This is a genomic window from Streptomyces sp. NPDC005784 (genome assembly GCF_042871525.1).
Taxonomy (GTDB): domain Bacteria; phylum Actinomycetota; class Actinomycetes; order Streptomycetales; family Streptomycetaceae; genus Streptomyces.
The window spans coordinates 1-21,993 of the sequence record NZ_JBIAIQ010000058.1 but is presented as its reverse complement, the minus strand read 5'-3'; the positions used below and the strand labels follow the sequence as shown (position 1 = coordinate 21,993).

The 21,993-nt window shown below is 73.0% G+C and carries 2 protein-coding genes; both read left to right on the top strand.

Annotated features, from left to right (window positions below; all coding sequences use genetic code 11):
- Positions 1 to 20,094 carry a type I polyketide synthase gene (locus ACFYR3_RS42340; RefSeq protein WP_389287583.1) on the top strand — a complete coding sequence of 6,698 codons (20,094 nt, stop codon included), beginning with the start codon at positions 1 to 3 and terminating at the stop codon, positions 20,092 to 20,094.
- A 229-nt stretch (positions 20,095 to 20,323) separates the two neighbouring features.
- The coding region (locus tag ACFYR3_RS42335; RefSeq protein WP_389287581.1) for a type I polyketide synthase at positions 20,324 to 21,993 on the top strand (1,670 nt) is incomplete at its 3' end.

The window sequence follows — 21,993 nt, the reverse complement described above, 5'->3', positions numbered from 1 at the left end:
ATGACAACCCCCGACGTAAAAGTCGTTGAAGCGCTGCGGGCCTCCCTCAAGGAAACCGAGCGGCTGCGCCGTCGGAACCAGGAGCTGACCGACGCCTCACGCGAACCCATCGCGATCGTCGGCATGAGCTGCCGCTTCCCCGGCGGCGTACGGTCCCCCGAGGACCTGTGGCACCTCGTCGAGAGCGGCGCCGACGCCATCTCCGGATTCCCGGAGAACCGCGGCTGGGACACCGAGTCCCTCTACGACCCCGACCCGGACCACGAGGGCACCACGTACGCCCGCGAGGGCGGATTCCTGCCCGACGTGGCCGACTTCGACCCCGCGTTCTTCGGGATCTCGCCGCGCGAGGCCCTCGCCATGGACCCGCAGCAGCGCATGCTGCTGGAGACCACCTGGGAGGTCTTCGAGCACGCGGGCATCGACCCGACCACACTGCGCGGCAGCCGCGCCGGCGTCTTCGTCGGCGCCTCCGCCAACGCGTACGGCGCCGCCACCACCGAGCTGCCCGACGGCGTCGAAGGCCATCTGCTCACCGGCACCGCCTCCAGCGTGGCCTCCGGCCGGCTCGCGTACGTCTTCGGTCTGGAAGGTCCCGCCGCCACCGTCGACACCGCCTGCTCCTCCTCGTCCGTCGCCCTGCACATGGCCGTCCAGGCGCTGCGCAACGGCGAGTGCTCGCTGGCGCTCGCCGCCGGCGCCACCGTCCTCGCGGGCCCGGACGTCTTCGTCGAGTTCAGCCGGCAGCGTGGACTGTCGCCCGACGGGCGCTGCAAGTCCTTCGCCGAGGCCGCCGACGGCACCGGCTGGTCCGAGGGCGTCGGCGTGCTGCTGGTGGAGCGCCTCTCCGACGCGCGCCGCAACGGCCACCAGATCCTCGCCGTCGTGCGCGGCTCCGCCGTGAACCAGGACGGCGCCTCCAACGGTCTGACCGCCCCCAACGGCCCCGCCCAGCAACGCGTCATCCACCAGGCCCTGGAAAGCGCCCGACTGACCACCGCCGACGTGGACGCGGTCGAGGCGCACGGCACGGGTACGCGGCTGGGCGACCCGATCGAGGCCCAGGCGCTGCTGGCCACGTACGGCCAGGGTCGCGAGGCCGACCGGCCCCTCTGGCTCGGTTCGCTGAAGTCCAACCTCGGCCACACCCAGAACGCGGCCGGTGTCGCGGGCATCATCAAGATGGTCATGGCCATGCGCCGCGGGGTGCTGCCCAGGACCCTGCACGTGGACGAACCGACCTCGCACGTGGACTGGTCCGCCGGTGCCGTGCGGCTGCTCACCGAGCAGCGCGCCTGGCCCGAGACCGGGCGCCCGCGCCGCTTCGGCGTCTCCGCCTTCGGCGTCAGCGGCACCAATGTCCACACGATCATCGAGCAGGCTCCCGAGGCGGTCGCCGAGCCCGCGTCCGAGAGCGCGCCCGCCGCGGCGGCCGGGCCGTCGGTCGTGCCGTGGCTGCTGTCCGCCAAGGGGCAGGACGCGCTGCGTGACCAGGCCCGCCGGTTGCTCGCGCACGTCGAGGCGCACCCCGAGCTGCGCCCGGCCGACATCGGCGGCTCGCTGGCGCTGGGCCGCACCGCCTTCGAGCAGCGGGCCGCGGTCGTCGGGGGCGATCGCGAGGGCCTGCTGGCCGGGCTGGCCGCCCTCGCCGAGGGGCGTGCCGTCCCCGGTGTCGTCAGCGGCTCCGCCGTCGGTGGCAAGCTCGCCTTCCTGTTTACGGGGCAGGGGAGTCAGCGGCTGGGGATGGGGCGTGAGTTGTACGCCTCGCAGCCGGTGTTCGCGTCGGCGTTGGACGCGGTGGCGAGCCGAATGGATCTCGAACTGCCGCTGAAGGACGTGCTGTTCGGTGCGGACGCGGAGGTGTTGAACCGTACGGAGTTCGCGCAGCCTGCGTTGTTCGCGGTCGAGGTGGCGTTGTTCCGGTTGTTCGAGTCGTGGGGTGTGAAGCCGGACTTTGTTGCCGGTCACTCGATCGGTGAGATCGCGGCTGCTCATGTGGCCGGGGTGCTGAGCCTGGCGGATGCCTGCAAGTTGGTGTCCGCCAGGGGTCGGCTGATGCAGGCGCTGCCCGGGGGCGGGGTGATGATCGCGCTTCAGGCCGCCGAGGACGAGGTCACGCCGCTGCTGTCGGAGCGGGCGAGCATCGCGGCGATCAACGGGCCGCGCTCGGTGGTCATTGCCGGCGACGTGGATGAGGTCGAGAGGATCGCTGGATCGTTCGGCGACCGCAGGTCCAAGCGGCTGACCGTGAGCCACGCCTTCCACTCGCCCCACATGGACGGCATGCTCGACGAATTCCGCGCCGTGGCCGAGTCCCTGACGTACGAGCTGCCGAAGCTATCGGTGATCTCGAATGTGAGCGGTGCTCTCGCTTCGGAGCAGTTGACGCAGCCCGAGTTCTGGGTGCGTCATGTCCGTGAAGCGGTCCGCTTCGCCGACGGCATCCGCGCCCTGGAGGCGGCCGGTGTCACCACGTACCTCGAGCTCGGTCCCGACGGCGTCCTGTCCGCCATGGCCCAGGACTGCGTGACCGACGGGAACGCCGACGCCGCTGCGTTCGTCCCCGCCCTGCGCGCCGGCCGCGACGAGGCCGAGACCGCCGTCGCCGCCCTCGCCCTCGCGCACGTCAACGGCACGCGCGTCGACTGGGCCGCGTACTTTGCCGGCACGGGTGTCGAGCGCGTGGACCTCCCGACGTACGCCTTCCAGCGCCAGACGTACTGGCTGGCGCCCGGCGTGCGGGCCGGGGACGTGCGGGCGGCCGGTCTGGAGGAGGTCGGGCACCCCCTGCTCGGCGCCGCCGTGACGCTCGCCGACACGGAGGGGCTGCTGCTCACCGCCCGGCTCGGGCTGGACACCCACCCCTGGCTGGCCGACCACGCGATCATGGACACGGTCCTGCTGCCCGGCACGGCCTTCGTCGAGCTCGCCGTGCACGCCGGTGACCAGGTCGGCTGCGACGTCCTGGAGGAACTGACGCTGGAGGCGCCGCTGGTGCTGCCCCCGCGCGGTGGCGTCCAGGTGCAGATCCACCTCGGCGCGCCCGACGCGGACGGCTCCGGGAGCCGTACCTTCTCGCTCTCCTCCCGGCCGCAGGACGCCACCGAGGAGCCGTGGACCCGGCACGCCTCCGGTCTGCTCGGCCAGGGCACGGCGCAGTCCGGCGCCGACCTGACCGAGTGGCCGCCGCCCGGCGCCGAACAGCTCGCCGTCGACGGCCTGTACGCGGAACTCGCCGAGGTCGGCATGGGCTACGGCCCCGTGTTCCAGGGCCTGACCACTGCTTGGCGGCACGGCGACGCGGTCTGCGTCGAGGTCGCCCTTCCCCAGGAACACGCCGCTGCCGCACGGGACTTCGGACTGCACCCCGCACTGCTGGACGCGGCCCTGCACGCCTTCGGGCTGGGCGTGCTGGGAGGTACCGACGGCGAGGGCCGACTGCCCTTCGCCTGGACCGGAGTGCGTCTGCACGCCGCGGGCGCCGACGCCCTGCGGGTGCGGCTGGCCCCGGCCGGTGCCAACGGCGTGCGCCTGGACATCGCGGACGCCGGCGGCGCACCGGTCGCCACCGTCGACTCGCTGGTGCTGCGCACCGTCTCCGCCGACCAGCTGCGGGTCGCCCGCGCCGCGCACCACGAGTCGGTGTTCCGCACCGAGTGGACCGCGCTGCCCGCTCCCGCCGAAACGCCCGCGCGCACCCTGCGCTGGGCTGTGCTCGGCGATCCGGCCGACCTGCTCACCGGTCACGAGGCCACGTCCGAGGCCACGTCCGAGACCACGTCCGATGTCACGCTCGTTGCCACGTCCGATGCCGTGCCCGAGACCGCATTCGAGGCGCTGAGTACTGCGCTGGGCGGCGAAATGGCCGCGTACGCAGACCTGACCGAGCTGGCCGGGGCAGTCGCGGACGGCTCGCCCGTCCCGGACGCCGTGCTCGTCGGCTACGGCCCGTACACCGTCGACGGTACGCCGCGGGTGGACGCCGAGGCCGTGCACGACGCCACGCACCGCGCGCTCGCGCTGGTCCAACAGTGGTGCGGGGACGAGAGGTTCGGCGACGCCCGGCTCGTGGTGGTCACGCGCGGTGCGGTCGGCGACACCGTCACCGACCCCGTTCACGCCGCCGTGTGGGGACTGCTGCGCTCCGCACAGTCCGAGTACCCCGACCGACTGCTGCTGTTGGACACCGACGGCGTCGACTCCTCCATAGACGCCCTGCCCGCCGCGCTCGACGCGGGCGAACCGCAGCTCGCCCTGCGCGACGGCACCGCGTACGCCCCCCGCCTGGCCCGCGTGCCGGTGCGTGAGGAGGACGACGACACCGAACCCGTCGTCACGTACGCCCCCGACGCCACCGTGCTCGTCACCGGCGCGGGCGGCATGCTCGGCGGCCTGGTCGCCCGCCGTCTGGTCACCGAACACGGCGTACGGCATCTGCTGCTGGTCGGCCGACGCGGCGCGGACACGCCCGGTGCCGCCGAACTCTCCGCGGAACTGGTTGAGTTGGGTGCCAACGCCACCTGGGCGGCCTGCGACGTGGCCGACCGGGACGCGCTCGCCGCCGTCCTGGCCGCCGTGCCCGCGGAGCACCCGCTCGGCGCGGTCGTGCACACCGCCGGCGTCCTCGACGACGGCGTGATCGCCTCCCTCACCCCCGAGCGGCTCTCGGCAGTGCTGCGCCCCAAGGTGGACGCGGCCTGCAACCTGCACGAGCTCACCCGGGACCTCGACCTCACCGCCTTCGTCCTCTTCTCCTCCATCGGCGGTGTCTTCGGCGGCCCCGGCCAGGGCAACTACGCGGCCGGCAACGTCTTCCTCGACGCCCTCGCGGAGCACCGCCGTTACCTGGGGCTGCCCGCCACCTCCACCGCCTGGGCGCTGTGGGCCGACGCCGACGGTATGGCCGGCACCCTCACCGAGGCCGACATGGTCCGCATGCGCCGGAACGGTCTGCCACCCCTGACCACCGCCGAGGGCCTGGACCTGTTCGACCTGGTGCACCGGCTCGACGAGCCCGCCCCGGTCCTCATGCGCGTCGACACCGCCGCGTTGCGCACCCAGGCCCGCGCCGGCACCATGGCGCCGCTGCTGCGCGGCCTGGTACGTGTCCCCGCGCGCCGCACCGCCACCGGCGCGGTCTTCGCGGGCGGCGAGGACGGGCTGCGCCGCCGCCTGGCCGGCCTCCCGGCCGCCGAACAGGACCGGGTCCTGCTCGACCTCGTGCGCAAGCAGGTCGCCTCCGCCCTCGGCCATCCCGGCTCCGCCTCCGTCGAGCCCGGCCGCTCCTTCAAGGAACTCGGCTTCGACTCGCTGACCGCCGTCGAGCTGCGCAACCTGCTCGGCGAGGCCACCGGGCGCCGGCTGCCCGCCACGCTCGTATTCGACTACCCGACCGCGACCGCGCTCGCCGCGTACCTGCGAGAGGAGATCGTCGGCGACCTGGCCGCCCCGGCCGGCACCGCCGCGATCGCGCGGACCGTCACCGACGAGTCCGACGACCCCATCGCCATCGTGGCCATGGGCTGCCGCTTCCCCGGCGGCATCACCTCCCCCGAGGACCTGTGGCGCATGCTCGCCGAGGGCCGCGACGGCATCACCGCCTTCCCCGCCGACCGCGGCTGGGACCTCGACACCCTCTACAGCGACGACCCCGACCAAGAGGGCACCTCCTACGTCCGAGAGGGCGGCTTCCTCCACGACGCCGCGCTTTTCGACGCGGGCCTCTTCGGGATCTCGCCGCGCGAGGCTCTGGCGATGGATCCGCAGCAGCGGCTCCTGCTGGAGACCACCTGGGAGGTCTTCGAGCGGGCCGGCATCGACCCGGCGACCCTGCGCGGCAGCCGCACCGGCGTCTTCGTCGGCTCCAACGCGCAGGACTACCTCCAGCTCTGGCTCAACGACTCCGACGGCCTGGAGGGTCACCTCGGCACCGGCAACGCCGCCAGCGTCGTCTCCGGCCGCATCTCCTACACCTTCGGCCTGGAGGGGCCGGCCGTCACCATCGACACGGCCTGCTCGTCGTCCCTGGTCACCCTGCACCTCGCGGCCCAGGCACTGCGGCGCGGCACCTGCACGATGGCACTCGCCGGCGCCGTGACGATCATGTCCACGCCCGGCGCGTTCACCGAGTTCAGCCGACAGCGCGGCCTTGCCGCCGACGCCCGTATCAAGGCCTTCGCCGCCTCCGCCGACGGCACCAACTGGTCCGAGGGCGTCGGCCTGCTCCTGGTGGAGCGCCTGTCCGACGCGCGCCGCAACGGCCACCCGGTCCTCGCGGTCATCAAGGGCACCGCCGTCAACCAGGACGGCGCCTCCAACGGGCTGACCGCCCCCAACGGCCCGTCCCAGCAGCGCGTCATCCGCGAGGCCCTCGCCGACGCCGGCCTGTCCGCCACGGACGTGGACGCCGTCGAGGCGCACGGCACCGGTACGGCGCTCGGCGACCCGATCGAGGCGCAGGCGCTGCTGGCCACCTACGGCCAGGGGCGCTCTGCCGACCGGCCGCTGTGGCTCGGCTCGGTGAAGTCGAACATCGGCCACACCCAGGCCGTCGCCGGTGCCGCCGGCATCATCAAGATGGTCATGGCCATGCGCCACGGGGTGCTGCCCAGGACCCTGCACATCGACGAGCCGACCCCGCACGTCGACTGGTCCGCCGGGGACATCGCCCTGCTCACCGAGGCCGTGGCCTGGCCGGAGACGGGTCGCCCGCGCCGCGCGGGTGTCTCCTCCTTCGGCTACAGCGGCACCAACGCCCACGCTGTCATCGAGCAGGCTCCCGAGGACATGCCGGGCCCGGTGCCCGAGGCGTCTCGCGCTCTGCCGGTGCTGCCGTGGCTGGTCTCCGGTCGTACTGCGGAGGCGCTGCGGGATCAGGCCGTCCGGTTGCGCGGCTTTGCCGAGGGTCCGGTCGAGGTCCTGGATGTCGGTCATTCGCTCGCCGTCGGCCGTGCCGCTCTGGAGCATCGCGCGGTGCTGCTGGGGATTCCGGCCGACGGGCACGCGGGTCTGTCCGCCGGGCTCACGGCCCTCGCCGAGGGTGGGACTTCGGCCGGCCTGGTCCGGGGCGCGGTCGACAGTGGCGCGCTCGCCTTCGTGTTCACGGGTCAGGGGAGTCAGCGGCTGGGTATGGGGCGTGAGTTGTACGCGGCGTACCCGGTGTTCGCGGCGGCGCTGGACGCGGTCGCGAGTCGGATGGACCTCGAACTGCCGCTGAAGGGCGTGCTGTTCGGGGACGATGCGGAGTTGCTGAATCGTACGGAGTTCGCGCAGCCGGGGTTGTTCGCGGTCGAGGTGGCGTTGTTCCGGCTGTTCGAGTCGTGGGGTGTGCGGCCGGATTTCGTGTCCGGTCACTCGATCGGTGAGATCGCTGCCGCGCATGTGGCGGGAGTGCTGTCGCTGGCGGATGCCTGCAAGCTGGTGTCGGCGCGTGGTCGGCTGATGCAGGCGCTGCCCGAGGGCGGGGTGATGATCGCGCTCCAGGCGACGGAGGCGGAGGTCGCTCCGCTTCTGAACGAGCGGGTGAGCATCGCCGCCATCAACGGCCCGCGGTCGGTGGTCATCGCAGGTGACGCGGACGAGGCCGAGAGGATCGCCGGATCGTTCGGCGACCGCAGGTCCAAGCGCCTCGCCGTCAGTCACGCGTTCCATTCGCCGCACATGGACGGGATGCTCGACGAGTTCCGTGCCGTGGCGGAGAGCCTGACGTACGAGCTGCCGCGCATACCGGTGATCTCGAATGTGAGCGGTGCTCTTGCTTCGGAGCAGTTGACGCAGCCGGAGTTCTGGGTGCGTCACGTCCGCGAGGCGGTCCGTTTCCACGACGGTGTGCGGGCACTGGAGGCGGCGGGCGTGACCACGTTCGTCGAGCTCGGTCCCGACGGCGTCCTGTCCGCCATGGCCCAGGACTGCGTCGAGAACGCCGACGCTGCTGTCTTCGTCCCTGTCCTGCGCGGTGGGCGTGACGAGGCCGAGACCGCCGTCGCGGCCCTCGCCCAGGGCTACGTTCGCGGCGCGGCCGTTGACTGGTCCGCCTTCTTCGCCGGTACTGGCGCCGGTCGCGCGGACCTGCCCCCGTATGCCTTCCAGCGCAAGCGCTACTGGCCGGACACCGTCCTGCCCACCGGTGCTCCCGTCATCGGCGGGACCGCCCCTGTCGTGGACGAAGGTTTCTGGGATGCGGTCGAGCAGCAGGACCTGGCCGCGCTGACGGCTGAGTTGGATGTGCCCGGTGACGCCACGGTCTCCGAGTTGTTGCCTGCCCTTTCGGCCTGGCGCAAGCGGCGTAAGGCCGAGTCGGAGGTGGATGGTTGGCGTTACCGGGTCAGCTGGAAGCCGTTGGCCGGTAGCCCTGCCGGCGGGCTGAGTGGTACGTGGTTGGTGGTGTCGCCCGCCGAGGGTGCGGGTGATGCTGATGTGGTGGCCGCGCTGTCGGGTGCGGGCGCTGAGGTGCGTACGCTCGCCGTCCCGGCGGAATCCGACCGCGCTGCGCTCGCCGCACTGCTCGCGGACTTCGCCGACGTGAACGGTGTGGTCTCGCTGCTGGCTGTGGTGGACACCGCCGCTCTGGTGCAGGCACTGGGTGATGCCGGTGTCACGGCTCCGTTGTGGGCGGTGACCCGGGGCGCTGTGTCCGTGGGCCGCTCCGACCGGCTCGTCGCCCCGGCTGCCGCCGAGGTGTGGGGTCTGGGCCGGGTGGCGGCGTTGGAGCATCCGGACCGCTGGGGTGGTCTGGTCGACATTCCGGCCGAGTTGGACGAGCGGGCCGGAGCGCGTCTGGTGGGCGTGCTCGCCGGTACGGATCCGGGCGAGGACCAGGTCGCGGTGCGGGACTCGGGCGTCTTCGGCCGTCGTCTCGTCCGCGCCCCTGGCAGCCAGGGTTCCTGGACCCCGTCCGGCACCGTTCTGGTCACCGGTGGGACGGGTGTGCTGGGTGGCAAGGTCGCCCGGAGGTTGGCTGCCGAGGGCGCCGAGCGCCTGGTGTTGACCAGCCGTCGGGGTATGGATGCCCCGGGTGCGGCCGAACTGGCCGCTGAGCTGGTCGGCTTGGGTGTGGATGTGTCCGTTGTGGCGTGTGATGCCGCGGACCGGGACGCGTTGCGGGAGCTGCTGGCGGGCGAGGCGGAGGGTCTGACGGCCGTCGTGCACACGGCCGGTGTCCTGGACGACGGGGTGCTGGACTCCCTGACCGCCGAGCGGTTCGCGTCGGTGCTGCGGGCCAAGGCGGACTCGGCCCGCAACCTGCACGAGCTGACCGTCGAACTCGGCATCGGGCTTGATGCGTTCGTGCTGTTCTCCTCCATGAGTGGCACGCTCGGTGCGGCTGGTCAGGCCAACTATGCTGCCGCCAACGCCTACTTGGATGCCTTGGCCGAGCAGCGCCGCACCGACGGCCTGGCGGCGACCTCGCTGGCCTGGGGTCCGTGGGCCGACGGCGGTATGGCCGCCGACCAGGCGCTGGAGGCTCGGATGCGCCAGGGCGGTGTGCCGCCGATGGCGCCCGGGACGGCGCTGACGGCGATGGTCCACAGCGTCGGCTCCACCGAGGCCGCGCTGATGATCGTGGACGTGGAGTGGGAGCGCTACGCCCCGGGCCGCACGGCAGTCCGGGCGAGCAACCTCCTCGCCGAACTCCCCGAGGTCGCGGCCACCCGTGCCGTCAACGGTCAGGCTGCGCAGCCCGGCCCGTCGCTGGCCCGGCGGATCGAGGAGCTGCCCGCGGGTGACCGCGAGGCGTTCCTGCTCGACCTGGTGCGCGGCCAGGTCGCCGAAGTGCTCGGGCATTCCGGCGCCGACGAGATCGAGGCGGGGCGCGCCTTCCGTGAGATCGGCTTCGACTCGCTGACCGCCGTCGAGCTGCGCAACCGGCTCGGCGCCGCGACCGGTCTGAAGCTCCCGGCCACCCTGGTCTACGACTATCCGACCGCGGCCTCCCTCGCCGCGTATCTGCGGGGCGAACTGGTGGGCGGCGTCGAGGTGTCCGGCGCGGTGCTGCCGGCCGTGGCCGTCTCCACCGACGACCCGATCGCGATCGTCGCGATGAGCTGCCGCTTCCCCGGCAACGTAAGGACCCCCGAGGATCTGTGGGCACTGCTCGCGTCCGGTGGCGACGCCATCGGCGACCTCCCGCTGGATCGGGGGTGGAACGTGGACGCGCTCTACGACGCAGACCCCGGCGCGCTGGGCACGTCGTACGCCCGTGCGGGCGGGTTCCTGTACGACGCGGCCGACTTCGACGCGGAGTTCTTCGGTATCTCGCCGCGCGAGGCGCTGGCCATGGACCCGCAGCAGCGGCTGCTGCTGGAGACCTCGTGGGAGGCGTTCGAGCGTGCCGGCATCGACCCGGAGACGCTCCGGGGCAGCCAGGCAGGGGTGTTCGTCGGCACCAACGGCCAGGACTACCTCTCCGTACTGCTGGAGGACTCCGAGGGCCTGGAGGGCCACCTCGGGACCGGCACCGCCGCCAGTGTGGTCTCCGGCCGGCTCTCGTACGTCTTCGGTCTGGAGGGCCCCGCGGTCACGGTCGACACGGCCTGCTCCTCCTCGCTGGTCGCCCTGCACTGGGCGATCCAGGCGCTGCGCAACGGCGAGTGCGACCTGGCCCTGGCGGGCGGCGTCACAGTGATGTCCACGCCGGGCACCTTCATCGAGTTCAGCCGTCAGCGGGGGCTCGCCTCCGACGGTCGCGTGAAGGCCTTCGCGGCGGCTGCCGACGGGACGGGCTGGGGTGAGGGCGCGGGCATGCTGCTCGTGGAGCGTCTTTCCGACGCTCGCCGCAACGGGCATCCCGTCCTGGCCGTGGTCCGTGGTTCGGCCGTCAACCAGGACGGTGCGTCCAACGGTCTGACCGCCCCGAACGGACCCTCGCAGCAGCGGGTCATCCGGGCGGCGCTCGCCGGCGCGGGGCTGACCGCGTCCGAGGTGGACGCGGTGGAGGCGCACGGTACGGGGACGCGGCTGGGTGACCCGATCGAGGCGCAGGCGCTGCTGGCGACGTACGGGAAGGACCGTGACGAGGGGCTGCCGCTGCACCTGGGGTCGATCAAGTCGAACATCGGGCACACGCAGGCCGCGGCCGGTGTCGCGGGCATCATCAAGATGGTCATGGCGATGCGGCACGGGGTGCTGCCCCAAACGCTGCATGTCGACGAGCCGTCCCCGCAGGTGGACTGGGACGCGGGCGACATCGCCCTGCTGACGGAATCGGTTGCGTGGCCCGAGACGGGTCGCCCGCGCCGAGCTGGGGTCTCCTCGTTCGGCTTCAGCGGGACGAACGCGCACACCATTCTGGAGCAGGCCCCGGAACCGGCCGCTCCGGACACCGCGGCCGCCGCCTCCGAGCAGCCGGTACTTCCGGTGCTGCTGTCGGCGAAGACCGACTCCGCCCTGCGGGACCAGGCGCGAGCACTGCTCGCCCATGTGACGGCCGCTCCGGAACCGGCTGCGGCCGAGGTCGGGCGTGCCCTGGCGCTGGGGAGGTCATCGTTCCAGGAGCGGGCCGCCGTGGTGGCGGGAGACCGCGAGGGCCTGCTGACCGGACTCGCCACCGTCGCCGAAGGCAGTGCGGCCCCGGGCGTCGTCCGTGGCTCGGGAACCGGCGGGAAGGCGGCGTTCCTGTTCACCGGGCAGGGCAGCCAGCGACCGGGGATGGGGCGTGAGTTGTACGTCGCGTACCCGGTGTTCGCGGAGGCGATCGACGCGGTCGCCGAGCGGATGGACCTTGAGCTGCCGTTGAAGGACGTGCTGTTCGGCGAGGACGCCGAATTGCTGAACCGGACGGAGTTCGCGCAGCCGGCGCTGTTCGCGATCGAGGTCGCCCTCTTCCGACTGTTCGAGTCGTGGGGTGTGCGGCCGGACTTCGTGTCCGGGCACTCGATCGGTGAGATCGCGGCTGCGCATGTGGCGGGGGTGTTCTCGCTGGAGGACGCCTGCAAGTTGGTGTCCGCTCGGGGTCGGCTGATGCAGGCCCTGCCTGAGGGCGGGGTCATGATCGCTCTCCAGGCGACGGAGGCGGAGGTCGCTCCGCTGCTCAATGAGCGGGTGAGCATCGCTGCCGTCAACGGTCCGCAGTCCGTGGTGATCGCGGGTGATGCGGATGAGGCGGAAAGGATCGCGGGATCGTTCAGCGGTCGCAAGTCCAAGCGGCTGACCGTCAGTCACGCCTTCCACTCGCCGCACATGGACGGCATGCTCGACGCCTTCCGCGAGGTCGCGGAGAGCATCACGTACCAGGCCCCGCGGATAGCACTGGTCTCGAATGTGAGCGGTGCTCTCGATTCAGAGCAGTTGACGCAGCCAGAGTTCTGGGTCCGGCATGTCCGTGAGGCGGTCCGCTTCGCCGACGGCATCCGAGCCCTGGAGGCGGCCGGCGTCACCACGTACGTCGAGCTGGGCCCGGACGGGGTTCTCTCCGCCATGGCCCAGGACTGCGTGACCGACGGGAACGCCGGCTTCGTGCCCGCGCTGCGCGGCGGCCGGATCGAGGCCGAGACCGTCGTCACCGCTCTGGCCACCGCCCACGTACGGGGCGTCCCGGTCGACTGGGCCGCTTTCCACGGGACCGGCATCGTGACCCGGTACGCGGACCTGCCCACGTACCCCTTCCAGCATCAGCGCTACTGGCCGGATGCCGTCCGGACCGGGGCCGTGTCGGGTGACGGCACCACGGACGTCGTGGACGCCCGGTTCTGGGACGCGGTCGAGCGCGGGGACCGGGAGTCGCTGGCGGAGACGGTCGAGTCCGGCGACGGGGAGAGCTGGGCAGGTGTCCTGCCCGCCCTGTCGGCGTGGCGCAAGCGTCGCAAGGCGCAGTCGGCCGTGAACGGTTGGCGCTACCGCGTCATCTGGAAGCCGCTGGCCGAGCCGGCCGCCGGAGCCCGGCTGTCGGGCTCGTGGCTGGTCGCGTGGCCGGCCGAGGGCGGGGGCGATCCCGATGTGGCGGCCGCCCTGACAGGCGCGGGTGCCGAGGTGCGTGCGCTCGCCGTCCCGGCGGGATCCGACCGCGCGGCGCTCGCCGCCCTGCTCGCAGGCTCCGCCGACGTGACCGGTGTGGTCTCGCTGCTGGGCGCGGTGGAGACCGCCGCCCTGCTGCAGGCCCTCGGTGACACGGCTGTCGCGGCCCCGCTGTGGGCCGTGAGCCGTGGCGCGGTCTCCGTGGGCCGCTCCGACCGGCTCGCCGACCCCGTCGCCGCCGAGGTGTGGGGCCTGGGTCGGGTCGCGGCCCTGGAACACCCGGACCGCTGGGGCGGTCTGGTCGACATCCCCACCGAGCTGGACGAGCGGGCCGCAGCCCGGTTCGTCGGCGTGCTCGCCGGAACCGGCGCCACTCCCGGCCTCGCTTCCGGCCTCCCTTCCGGCCTCGTCTCCGGCTCGGACGAGGATCAGGTCGCCGTGCGCGGCTCCGGCGCCTTCGGTCGCCGTCTGGTCCGGGCCCCGCAGGCCGAAGGCGCGGCCAGCTGGAATCCCTCCGGCACTGTCCTGATCACGGGTGGCACGGGTGCGCTGGGCGGCAAGGTCGCCCGACGGCTGGCCGCCGAGGGCGCCGAGCGCCTGGTCCTCGTCGGCCGTCGGGGTACGGATGCCCCGGGCGCGGCCGAACTCGCGGCCGAACTTGCCGACTTGGGCGCCGACGTGTCCGTCGTGGCCTGCGACGCCGCCGACCGGGACGCGCTGCGCGAGCTGCTGGCGGCCGAGGCGGAGGGCCTGACGGCCGTGGTCCACACCGCCGGCATCCTGGACGACGGCATGCTGAACAGCCTCACCCCTGAGCGGATCCGGTCCGTGCTGCGGGCCAAGGCGGTCTCCGCGCGCAACCTGCACGAGCTGACGGGCGAACTCGGCATCGGGCTCGATGCGTTCGTGCTGTACTCCTCCATGAGCGGCACCATCGGCACGGCTGGTCAGGCCAACTACGCCGCCGCCAACGCCTACTTGGATGCCCTGGCCGAGCAGCGCCGTGCCGACGGTCTGGCCGCGACCTCGCTCGCCTGGGGCCCCTGGGCCGACGGCGGCATGGCCGCCGACCAGGCGCTGGAGGCCCGTATGCGCCAGGGCGGCGTGCCGCCCATGGCCGCCGACCTCGCCGTCACGGCCCTGCACCGGGCCGTCGGCGCCGGCGACACCGCCGTCACGGTGGCGGACGTCGACTGGGCGCGCTACGCCCCTGCCTTCACGGCCGCGCGGGGGAGCAACCTGTTCGCCGAGATCGCGGAGGCCCGGGAATCCGGTTCCGGCGCGACCGACGGCGCGACCGGCGGCGAGACGCCGGCCTCGGAACGGCAGGGTCTGGCGGGCCGGCTCGCCGAGCTGCCCCCGAGCGAGCGGGAGCGGCTGCTGCTCGATCTGGTCCGCAAGGAGGTGGCCGGCGTCCTCGGCCACGCGGGCGTCGAAAGGGTGGGCGCCGGGCGGGCGTTCAAGGAACTGGGCTTCGACTCGCTGACGGCGGTCGAGCTGCGCAACCGCCTCAACGCGGCCTCCGGGCTGCGTCTGCCCGCCACGCTCGTCTACGACTACCCGACCTCCGCCGCGCTCGCCGACCGCCTGCGCGCCGAACTCCTCGGCGAACAGGACGAGTCGGGGGCGGCTGCGACCGTCGCGGCCGCCACGGGCGATCCGATCGCCATCGTCGCGATGAGCTGCCGCTTTCCCGGCGGCGTACGGACACCCGAGGACTTCTGGCAGTTGCTGGCCGCAGACGGGGACGCCATCGGCGCGTTCCCGACCGACCGGGGCTGGGACACCGAGTCCGTCCTCGGCCCGCGGGCCCGGGACGAGGGGTATACGGAGGAGGGCGGATTCCTCTACGACGTCGCAGAGTTCGACGCCGGCTTCTTCGGGATCTCGCCGCGCGAGGCCCTTGCCATGGACCCGCAGCAGCGGCTGCTGCTGGAGACCTCGTGGGAGGCGTTCGAGCGCGCCGGCATCGACCCGTCGTCGGTGCGTGGCAGCCGTACGGGCGTGTTCGTCGGCACCAACGGTCAGGACTATCTCAACCTGGTCCTCAACTCCGCCGAGGGCGGCGACGGTTTCATGAGCACCGGCAACTCCGCGAGCGTCGTCTCCGGTCGCCTCTCGTACGTGTTCGGCATGGAGGGTCCGGCGGTCACGGTCGACACGGCCTGCTCCTCCTCGCTCGTGGCCCTGCACCTGGCGGCGCAGGCGCTGCGCAACGGCGAGTGCGACATGGCGCTCGCCGGTGGCGTGACGGTGATGTCCACGCCGGGTGCCTTCGAGGAGTTCAGTCGGCAGCGCGGGCTGGCGGCGGACGGCCGGATCAAGGCGTTCGCGGCGGCTGCGGACGGTACGGGCTGGGGTGAGGGGGTCGGCATGCTGCTTGTGGAGCGGCTGTCGCAGGCCCGTGCCAAGGGGCACCCGGTTCTCGCGGTGGTGCGTGGCTCGGCCGTGAACCAGGACGGCGCCTCCAACGGGCTGACCGCTCCCAACGGCCCCTCCCAACAGCGTGTCATCTGGGCCGCGTTGGCGAGCGCGGGACTGTCCGCCAACGAGGTCGACGCCGTCGAGGCGCACGGCACGGGTACGCGACTGGGCGACCCGATCGAGGCGCAGGCCCTGCTGGCGACCTACGGCCAGGACCGCCCCGACGGCCAACCGCTCCTCCTCGGTTCGGTGAAGTCCAACATCGGTCACACCCAGGCCGCGGCCGGTGTCGCCGGTCTGATCAAGATGGTGCTGGCGATGGAGCACGGCGTGCTCCCGAGAACCCTGCACGTGGACGAGCCCACCCCGAACGTCGACTGGACCACCGGCGAGGTCTCCCTGCTGACGGATTCCGCGGCGTGGCCCGAGACGGGCCGCCCGCGCCGCGCCGGCATCTCTTCGTTCGGCGTGAGCGGGACGAACGCCCACACCATCCTGGAGCAGGCCCCAACCGCGGACGAGCCCCACGCCGTACGGTCGCAGGGCGCGCCCACCGCGTCCGCGTGGGTCCTCTCGGGCCGTGACGCGGCGACCCTGCGCGACCAGGCCGAGCGCCTGCGGGCGCACCTGGCCGCCCACGACGGGCTGCGGCCCGAGGACGTGGCCCACTCGCTGGCCGCCGGCCGCGCGCTGCTCGACCACCGCGCGGTGGTCGTCGGCGCCGACCTCGGGGACTTCCGCGAGGCCCTGGGTGAGCTGGTGGCCGACCGGACCGACACCCGGGTCGTACGGGGTGTGGCCGGCGCGGACCGAAAGACCGCTCTCCTGTTCACCGGGCAGGGCAGTCAGCGACTCAATATGGGGCGTGAGTTGTACGCGTCCCAGCCGGTGTTCGCGGCGGCGCTGGACGCGGTGGCGAGCCGGATGGATCTCGAACTCCCGCTGAGGGAGGTGCTGTTCGGGGACGATGCGGAGCTGCTGAATCGTACGGAGTTCGCGCAGCCGGCACTGTTCGCGGTCGAGGTGGCGTTGTTCCGGCTCGTCGAGTCGTGGGGCCTCGCGCCGGACTTCGTGTCCGGTCACTCGATCGGTGAGATCTCTGCCGCGCATGTGGCCGGCGTGCTGTCTCTGGACGACGCCTGCGAACTCGTCGCCGCGCGGGGCCGGTTGATGCAGGCCCTGCCGGAGGGCGGGTTGATGATCGCGCTGCAGGCGACGGAAGCTGAGGTCGCGCCGCTCCTGAACGAGCGCGTGAGCATCGCCGCGATCAACGGCCCACAGTCGGTCGTGATCTCGGGTGACGCGGACGAGGCGGAGAGGGTTGTCCGCTCGTTCAAGGACCGCAAGTCCAAGCGCCTCGCGGTCAGTCACGCGTTCCACTCGCCGCACATGGACGGGATGCTCGCCGACTTCCGCAAGGTCGCCGAGGGTCTGACCTACGAGTCCCCGCGTATCGCGGTCGTGTCGAACCTGACCGGCATGTTGGTGACGGACGACATGGCCGATCCCGATTTCTGGGTCCGTCACGTACGTGAGGCTGTCCGCTTCAGTGAAGGTGTCCGCACCCTCGAAGCCGCGGGCGTCACCACCTACCTGGAGCTCGGCCCCGACGGGATCCTCTCCGCCATGGCCCAGGACTGCCTCGACCACCCCGACACCACCGTCCTCACCCCCACCCTGCGCGGAGGCCGTGACGAGGCCGAAACCCTGACCACGGCCCTCGCTCTCGCCCATGTCCACGGCACCGTCGTCGACTGGACCGCGTACCACTCCGGTACGGGCGCGCGCCGGGTCGACCTGCCCACGTACGCGTTCCAGCGCGAGCGCTATTGGGTGGACGCGTTCGTGGAGAGCGGTGACGTGACCGTGGCCGGCATCGGTGACGCCGGGCACCCGTTGCTCGGTGCCGCTGTCGAACTCCCGGACTCCGGCGGGTTCCTGTTCACCGGGCGGCTGTCCCTGCGTACGCACCCCTGGCTGGCCGACCACGTGGTGGCGGACAGCGTGGTGGTGCCCGGGGCGGCGTTCGTCGAGCTGGCGGTGCGGGCCGGGGACGAGGTCGGCTGCGACACCGTCGAGGAGCTGACCGTCGAGGCGCCGCTCGTGCTGCCCGAGACCGGGGCTGTCCAGCTGCGGGTCGCGGTCGGCGCGGCGGACGACGCCGGGCGCCGCACCGTACAGGTGCACAGCCGGGCCGAATCGGCCGCGGACGGCGCGTGGTCGCGCAACGCCACCGGTCTGCTGGCCGTCGGCGCGGCCCGCACCGCTGCCCATACTGGGGCCGACACGACCCCGTGGCCGCCCGCCGGCGCGCTTGAGGTCCCGGTCGGGACCCTGTTCGAACGGCTCGCCGCTACGGACCGCCACCACGGCCCGGCCTTCCGCACTCCGATCCGGGTGTGGACGCGCGGCGAGGAGGCGTTCGCGGAGGCCCGGCTGTCCGAAGAACTCCAGCCCTCCGCCGGGCGGTTCGGGCTGCACCCGGCACTGCTGGACGCAGTGGCGCAGGTTACGGCCGTGGCCGAGGGGGCCGCGTGCCGGCTGCCGGTCGTGTGGCGCGGTGTGCGCCTGCACACGGGGGGCGCGGACGCGCTGCGTCTGACGCTCACTCCGCAGGGCGAGGGCACCGTGGCCGTGGAGCTGGCCGACGCCGAGGGCGAGCCGCTCGCCTCCGTCGCCGCGCTGGTGACGGAGGAGCTCGACGCCGAGCGGTTCGCGCTCGCCCCGACGGGCGGGACGGACGGGCTGTTCAGGCTGGACTGGCAGCCCTCGGCCGTCCCGGCCGACGCGTCCGCCGCCGACCCGGTCGTGGTCGGGGACCCGGACCGGGTACTGCTCGACGCCTTCGCCGGCGCGGGCCGCGAGCTCGACGGATACGCCGACCTGGCGGCCCTGGAGACGGCCGTCGCGGCCGGTCGAGAGCTGCCGGACACGGTGTACGTGCCGTTCCTCACGGCCGCCGACGCGTCGGAGCACGACCTGATCGGCGGCGTACGGGCGGCCACGCACCGGGCGCTTGCCACCGTTCAGGCGTGGCTGGCCGGCGGCCGGTTCGCCGGATCCCGCCTGGTCCTCGTCACCCGGGGCGCGGTCGCCGCGGGTCCGGAGGCCGAGGTCACCGACCTGGCGCACGCCCCGGTGTGGGGCCTGGTGCGCGCGGCGCAGACCGAGAACCCGGACCGGTTCGTCCTCGTGGACATCGACGGCACGGAGGCGTCCCTCCGGGCGCTGACCACCGCGGCCGCGTCCGACGAGCCCGAACTCGCGCTGCGCGGCGCGGAATTCCTCGCCCCGAGGCTGGTGCGGCAGGACGCGCCGGCAGGTACCGGTCGGGCCCTCGACCCCGAGGGCACCGTCCTGCTCACCGGCGCGAGCGGCGGCCTCGCCCGGCTCTTCGCCCGGCACCTGGCCGCCGAGCACGGTGCACGCCATCTGCTGCTGGTCGGCCGACGCGGCGAGGAGGCCGAAGGTGCGCGCGAACTCGTGGACGACCTGCGCGAGTTGGGTGCCTCGGCGACCTGGGCGGCGTGCGACGTGGCCGATCGGGAGGCGGTAGCCGCGCTGCTCGCCTCCGTACCCGCCGAGCATCCGCTGACGGCGGTCGTGCACACCGCCGCCGTCCTGGACGACGGGCTCGTGGACCTGCTCACCCCGGAGCGGGTGGACGCGGTGCTACGGCCCAAGGCCGAGGCGGCACTGCACCTGCACGAGCTGACGCGTGAGCTGGACCTGGCCGCGTTCGTGCTGTTCTCCGCCGCCGCGGGCACCCTCGGCGGCGCCGGACAGGCCAACTACGCCGCTGCCAACGTCTTCCTCGACGCCCTCGCCCGGCACCGGCACACGGCGGGCCTGCCCGCCCTGTCCCTGGTGTGGGGCATGTGGGCGGAGGAGCGCGGCATGGCGGGCCGGCTCACCGAGCGCGAGCGGACCCGGGCCGCGCGCGGCGGTGTCGCGCCGCTCGACGCGGCGCACGGCCTGGCACTCTTCGACGCGGCCCTGGCGAGCGACGAGCCGGTGCTGATGCCGGTCGCCGTCGACCCGGCCACCCTGCGCGCTCGCGCGGCCGACGGCGGCATCCTGCCGATGTTCCGCGGTCTGGTGCGGACCCCGGTGCGCCGGACCGTCTCCGCCACCGCCCGCCCGGGGCAGGACGGGACCGGCGAGGGCACGGCAAAGACGATGCTGGCCGAGCGCCTGACCGCGCTCCCGGCCGCCGAGCGCGAGCGGACCGTGCTGGACCTGGTGCGCGGCCAGGTGGCCGCCGTGCTCGGCCACCGGTCGGCCGAACTCGTCGGCGGAGAGCAGGCGTTCAAGGAGCTCGGCTTCGACTCGCTCACGGCGGTCGAGCTGCGCAACCGGCTCAACGCCGCGAGCGGTCTGCGACTGCCCGCCACCCTGGTGTACGACTACCCCAACCCGGCGGCCCTCGCCAGGCATCTGCTGGCCGAGGTCGACCCGAAGGCGCCTGCCCGCGAGCTGTCCCTCCTCGCCGAGATCGACCGGCTGGAGAGCGTGTTCTCCTCGCTCGACCCCGGGCGGCCGGCCGAGGCCGGCGACGACGAGGCGCTCCACGCGAGCGTCGCGGGCCGGCTCCAGGCGCTGCTCGGCCGGTGGAACGAGGCCCGTCCCACCACCGAGGACGACGGCGCGAACGAGATCGAGGACGCCAGCGACGACGAGCTCTTCGCCCTCATCGACAAGAAGTTGGGCCAGAGCTGACCGTCGCGCACCCGGGGCGTACCACCACCCCGGGCGTACCACCCCCTGGGCGTACCGCCTCCCTCATGGCGCGTCGCCGCCCCGGACGTACCGCCGGCCCGCCCGGCGGTGCGTCCGCCCCTGGGGACCCCTGAGGAGTACCCCGGGGACCCCAGACCTCAGACCCGAACCATCCCGAGCACGTGCGAATACCTCCACGCTCTCGACCATGCGAACAGGTGAAGCGCCAGTGGCGAACGAAGCGAAGCTCCGCGAGTACCTGAAGAAGGTCACGACACAACTCGACGAGGCCCACGGGCGACTGCGGGACATCGAGAGCCGGTCCCACGAGCCCATCGCCATCACGGCCATGGCCTGCCGCTACCCGGGCGGCACCAACTCCCCCGAGGAGTTGTGGGAGTTGCTGCGCAACGACGGGGACGCGCTCTCCGAATTCCCCGCCGACCGGGGCTGGGACCTCGACAACCTCTTCTCCGACGACCCCGACGAGCCCAACACCTCCATCACCCGTGAGGGAGGCTTCCTCGCCGGCGCCACCACCTTCGACGCCGCCTTCTTCGGCATCTCCCCGCGCGAGGCCACGGCCATGGACCCGCAGCAGCGAGTCCTGCTGGAGACCACCTGGGAGACGTTCGAGCGGGCAGGCATCGACCCGGCCACGCTGCGCGGCAGCCGCTCCGGCGTCTTCGTCGGCATCAACGGCTCCGACTACCTCACCCCGCTGGTGGAGGCCGCCGAGGACTACGCCGGTCACCTCGGCACCGGCAACGCCGCCAGCGTGATGTCCGGCCGACTCTCGTACACCTTCGGCCTGGAGGGTCCGGCGGTCACCGTCGACACGGCCTGCTCGGCGTCGCTCGTCGCCATCCACCTGGCGGTGCAGGCGCTGCGCAACGGCGAGTGCTCCCTGGCCCTCGCGGGCGGTGTGCACGTGATGTCGACGCCCGGCCTCTTCGTGGAGTTCAGCAAGCAGCGGGGCCTTTCCCGGGACGGCCGCTGCAAGGCGTTCGCCGCCGACGCCGACGGCTTCGGCCCGGCCGAGGGTGTCGGCGTGCTGCTCCTGGAGCGACTCTCCGACGCCCGCCGCAACGGCCACCCCGTGCTTGCGGTCGTGCGTGGTTCCGCCGTCAACCAGGACGGTGCCTCGAACGGTCTCACTGCGCCCAATGGTCCGTCGCAGCAGCGTGTGATTCATCAGGCGCTCACCAATGCCCGGCTTTCCGCCGCCGATGTGGACGTGGTGGAGGCGCACGGCACCGGCACCACCCTCGGCGATCCCATCGAGGCGCAGGCGCTGCTCGCCACATACGGCCGGGAACGACCGGCCGAACGCCCGCTCATGCTCGGCTCGGTGAAGTCGAACATCGGTCACACGCAGGCCGCCGCCGGTGTCGCCGGCGTGATCAAGATGGTCCTCGCGATGCAGCACGGAGTGGTGCCCCGCAGCCTCCACATCGACGAGCCGTCGCAGCACATCGACTGGTCGTCGGGCGCGGTCTCACTGGTACGAGAGGCCGCGGCTTGGCCCGAGGTGGACCGGGCGCGCCGGGCGGGCATCTCGTCGTTCGGTTTCAGTGGTACGAACGCGCACGTCATCGTGGAGCAGGCGCCGGAGGCCGAGGAGAGCGCGGCTGTTGGGGGTGCCGGCCCGGCGGTGGTGCCGTGGGTGTTGTCGGGCAAGAGTGCTGTGGCGCTGCGGGGACAGGCGGCGCGGCTGGGGGAGTGGCTCGCACATCGGGATGCCGATGTGCTGTCGGTCGGGCGGTCCTTGGCTTTGACGCGGGCCGGGTTGGAGCATCGGGCTGTGGTGCTGGGTCCGGATCATGTGGCCGGGGTGGAGGCGGTCGCTTCGGGTGCGATGGCCGCCGGTGTGGTGACCGGTTCGGTGGTGGGTGGTCG

Bases quoted from the DNA above. Each gene is read 5' to 3' on its own strand.
- ACFYR3_RS42340 (WP_389287583.1), top strand. From the start codon at position 1: ATGACAACCCCCGACGTAAAAGTCGTTGAAGCGCTGCGGGCCTCCCTC.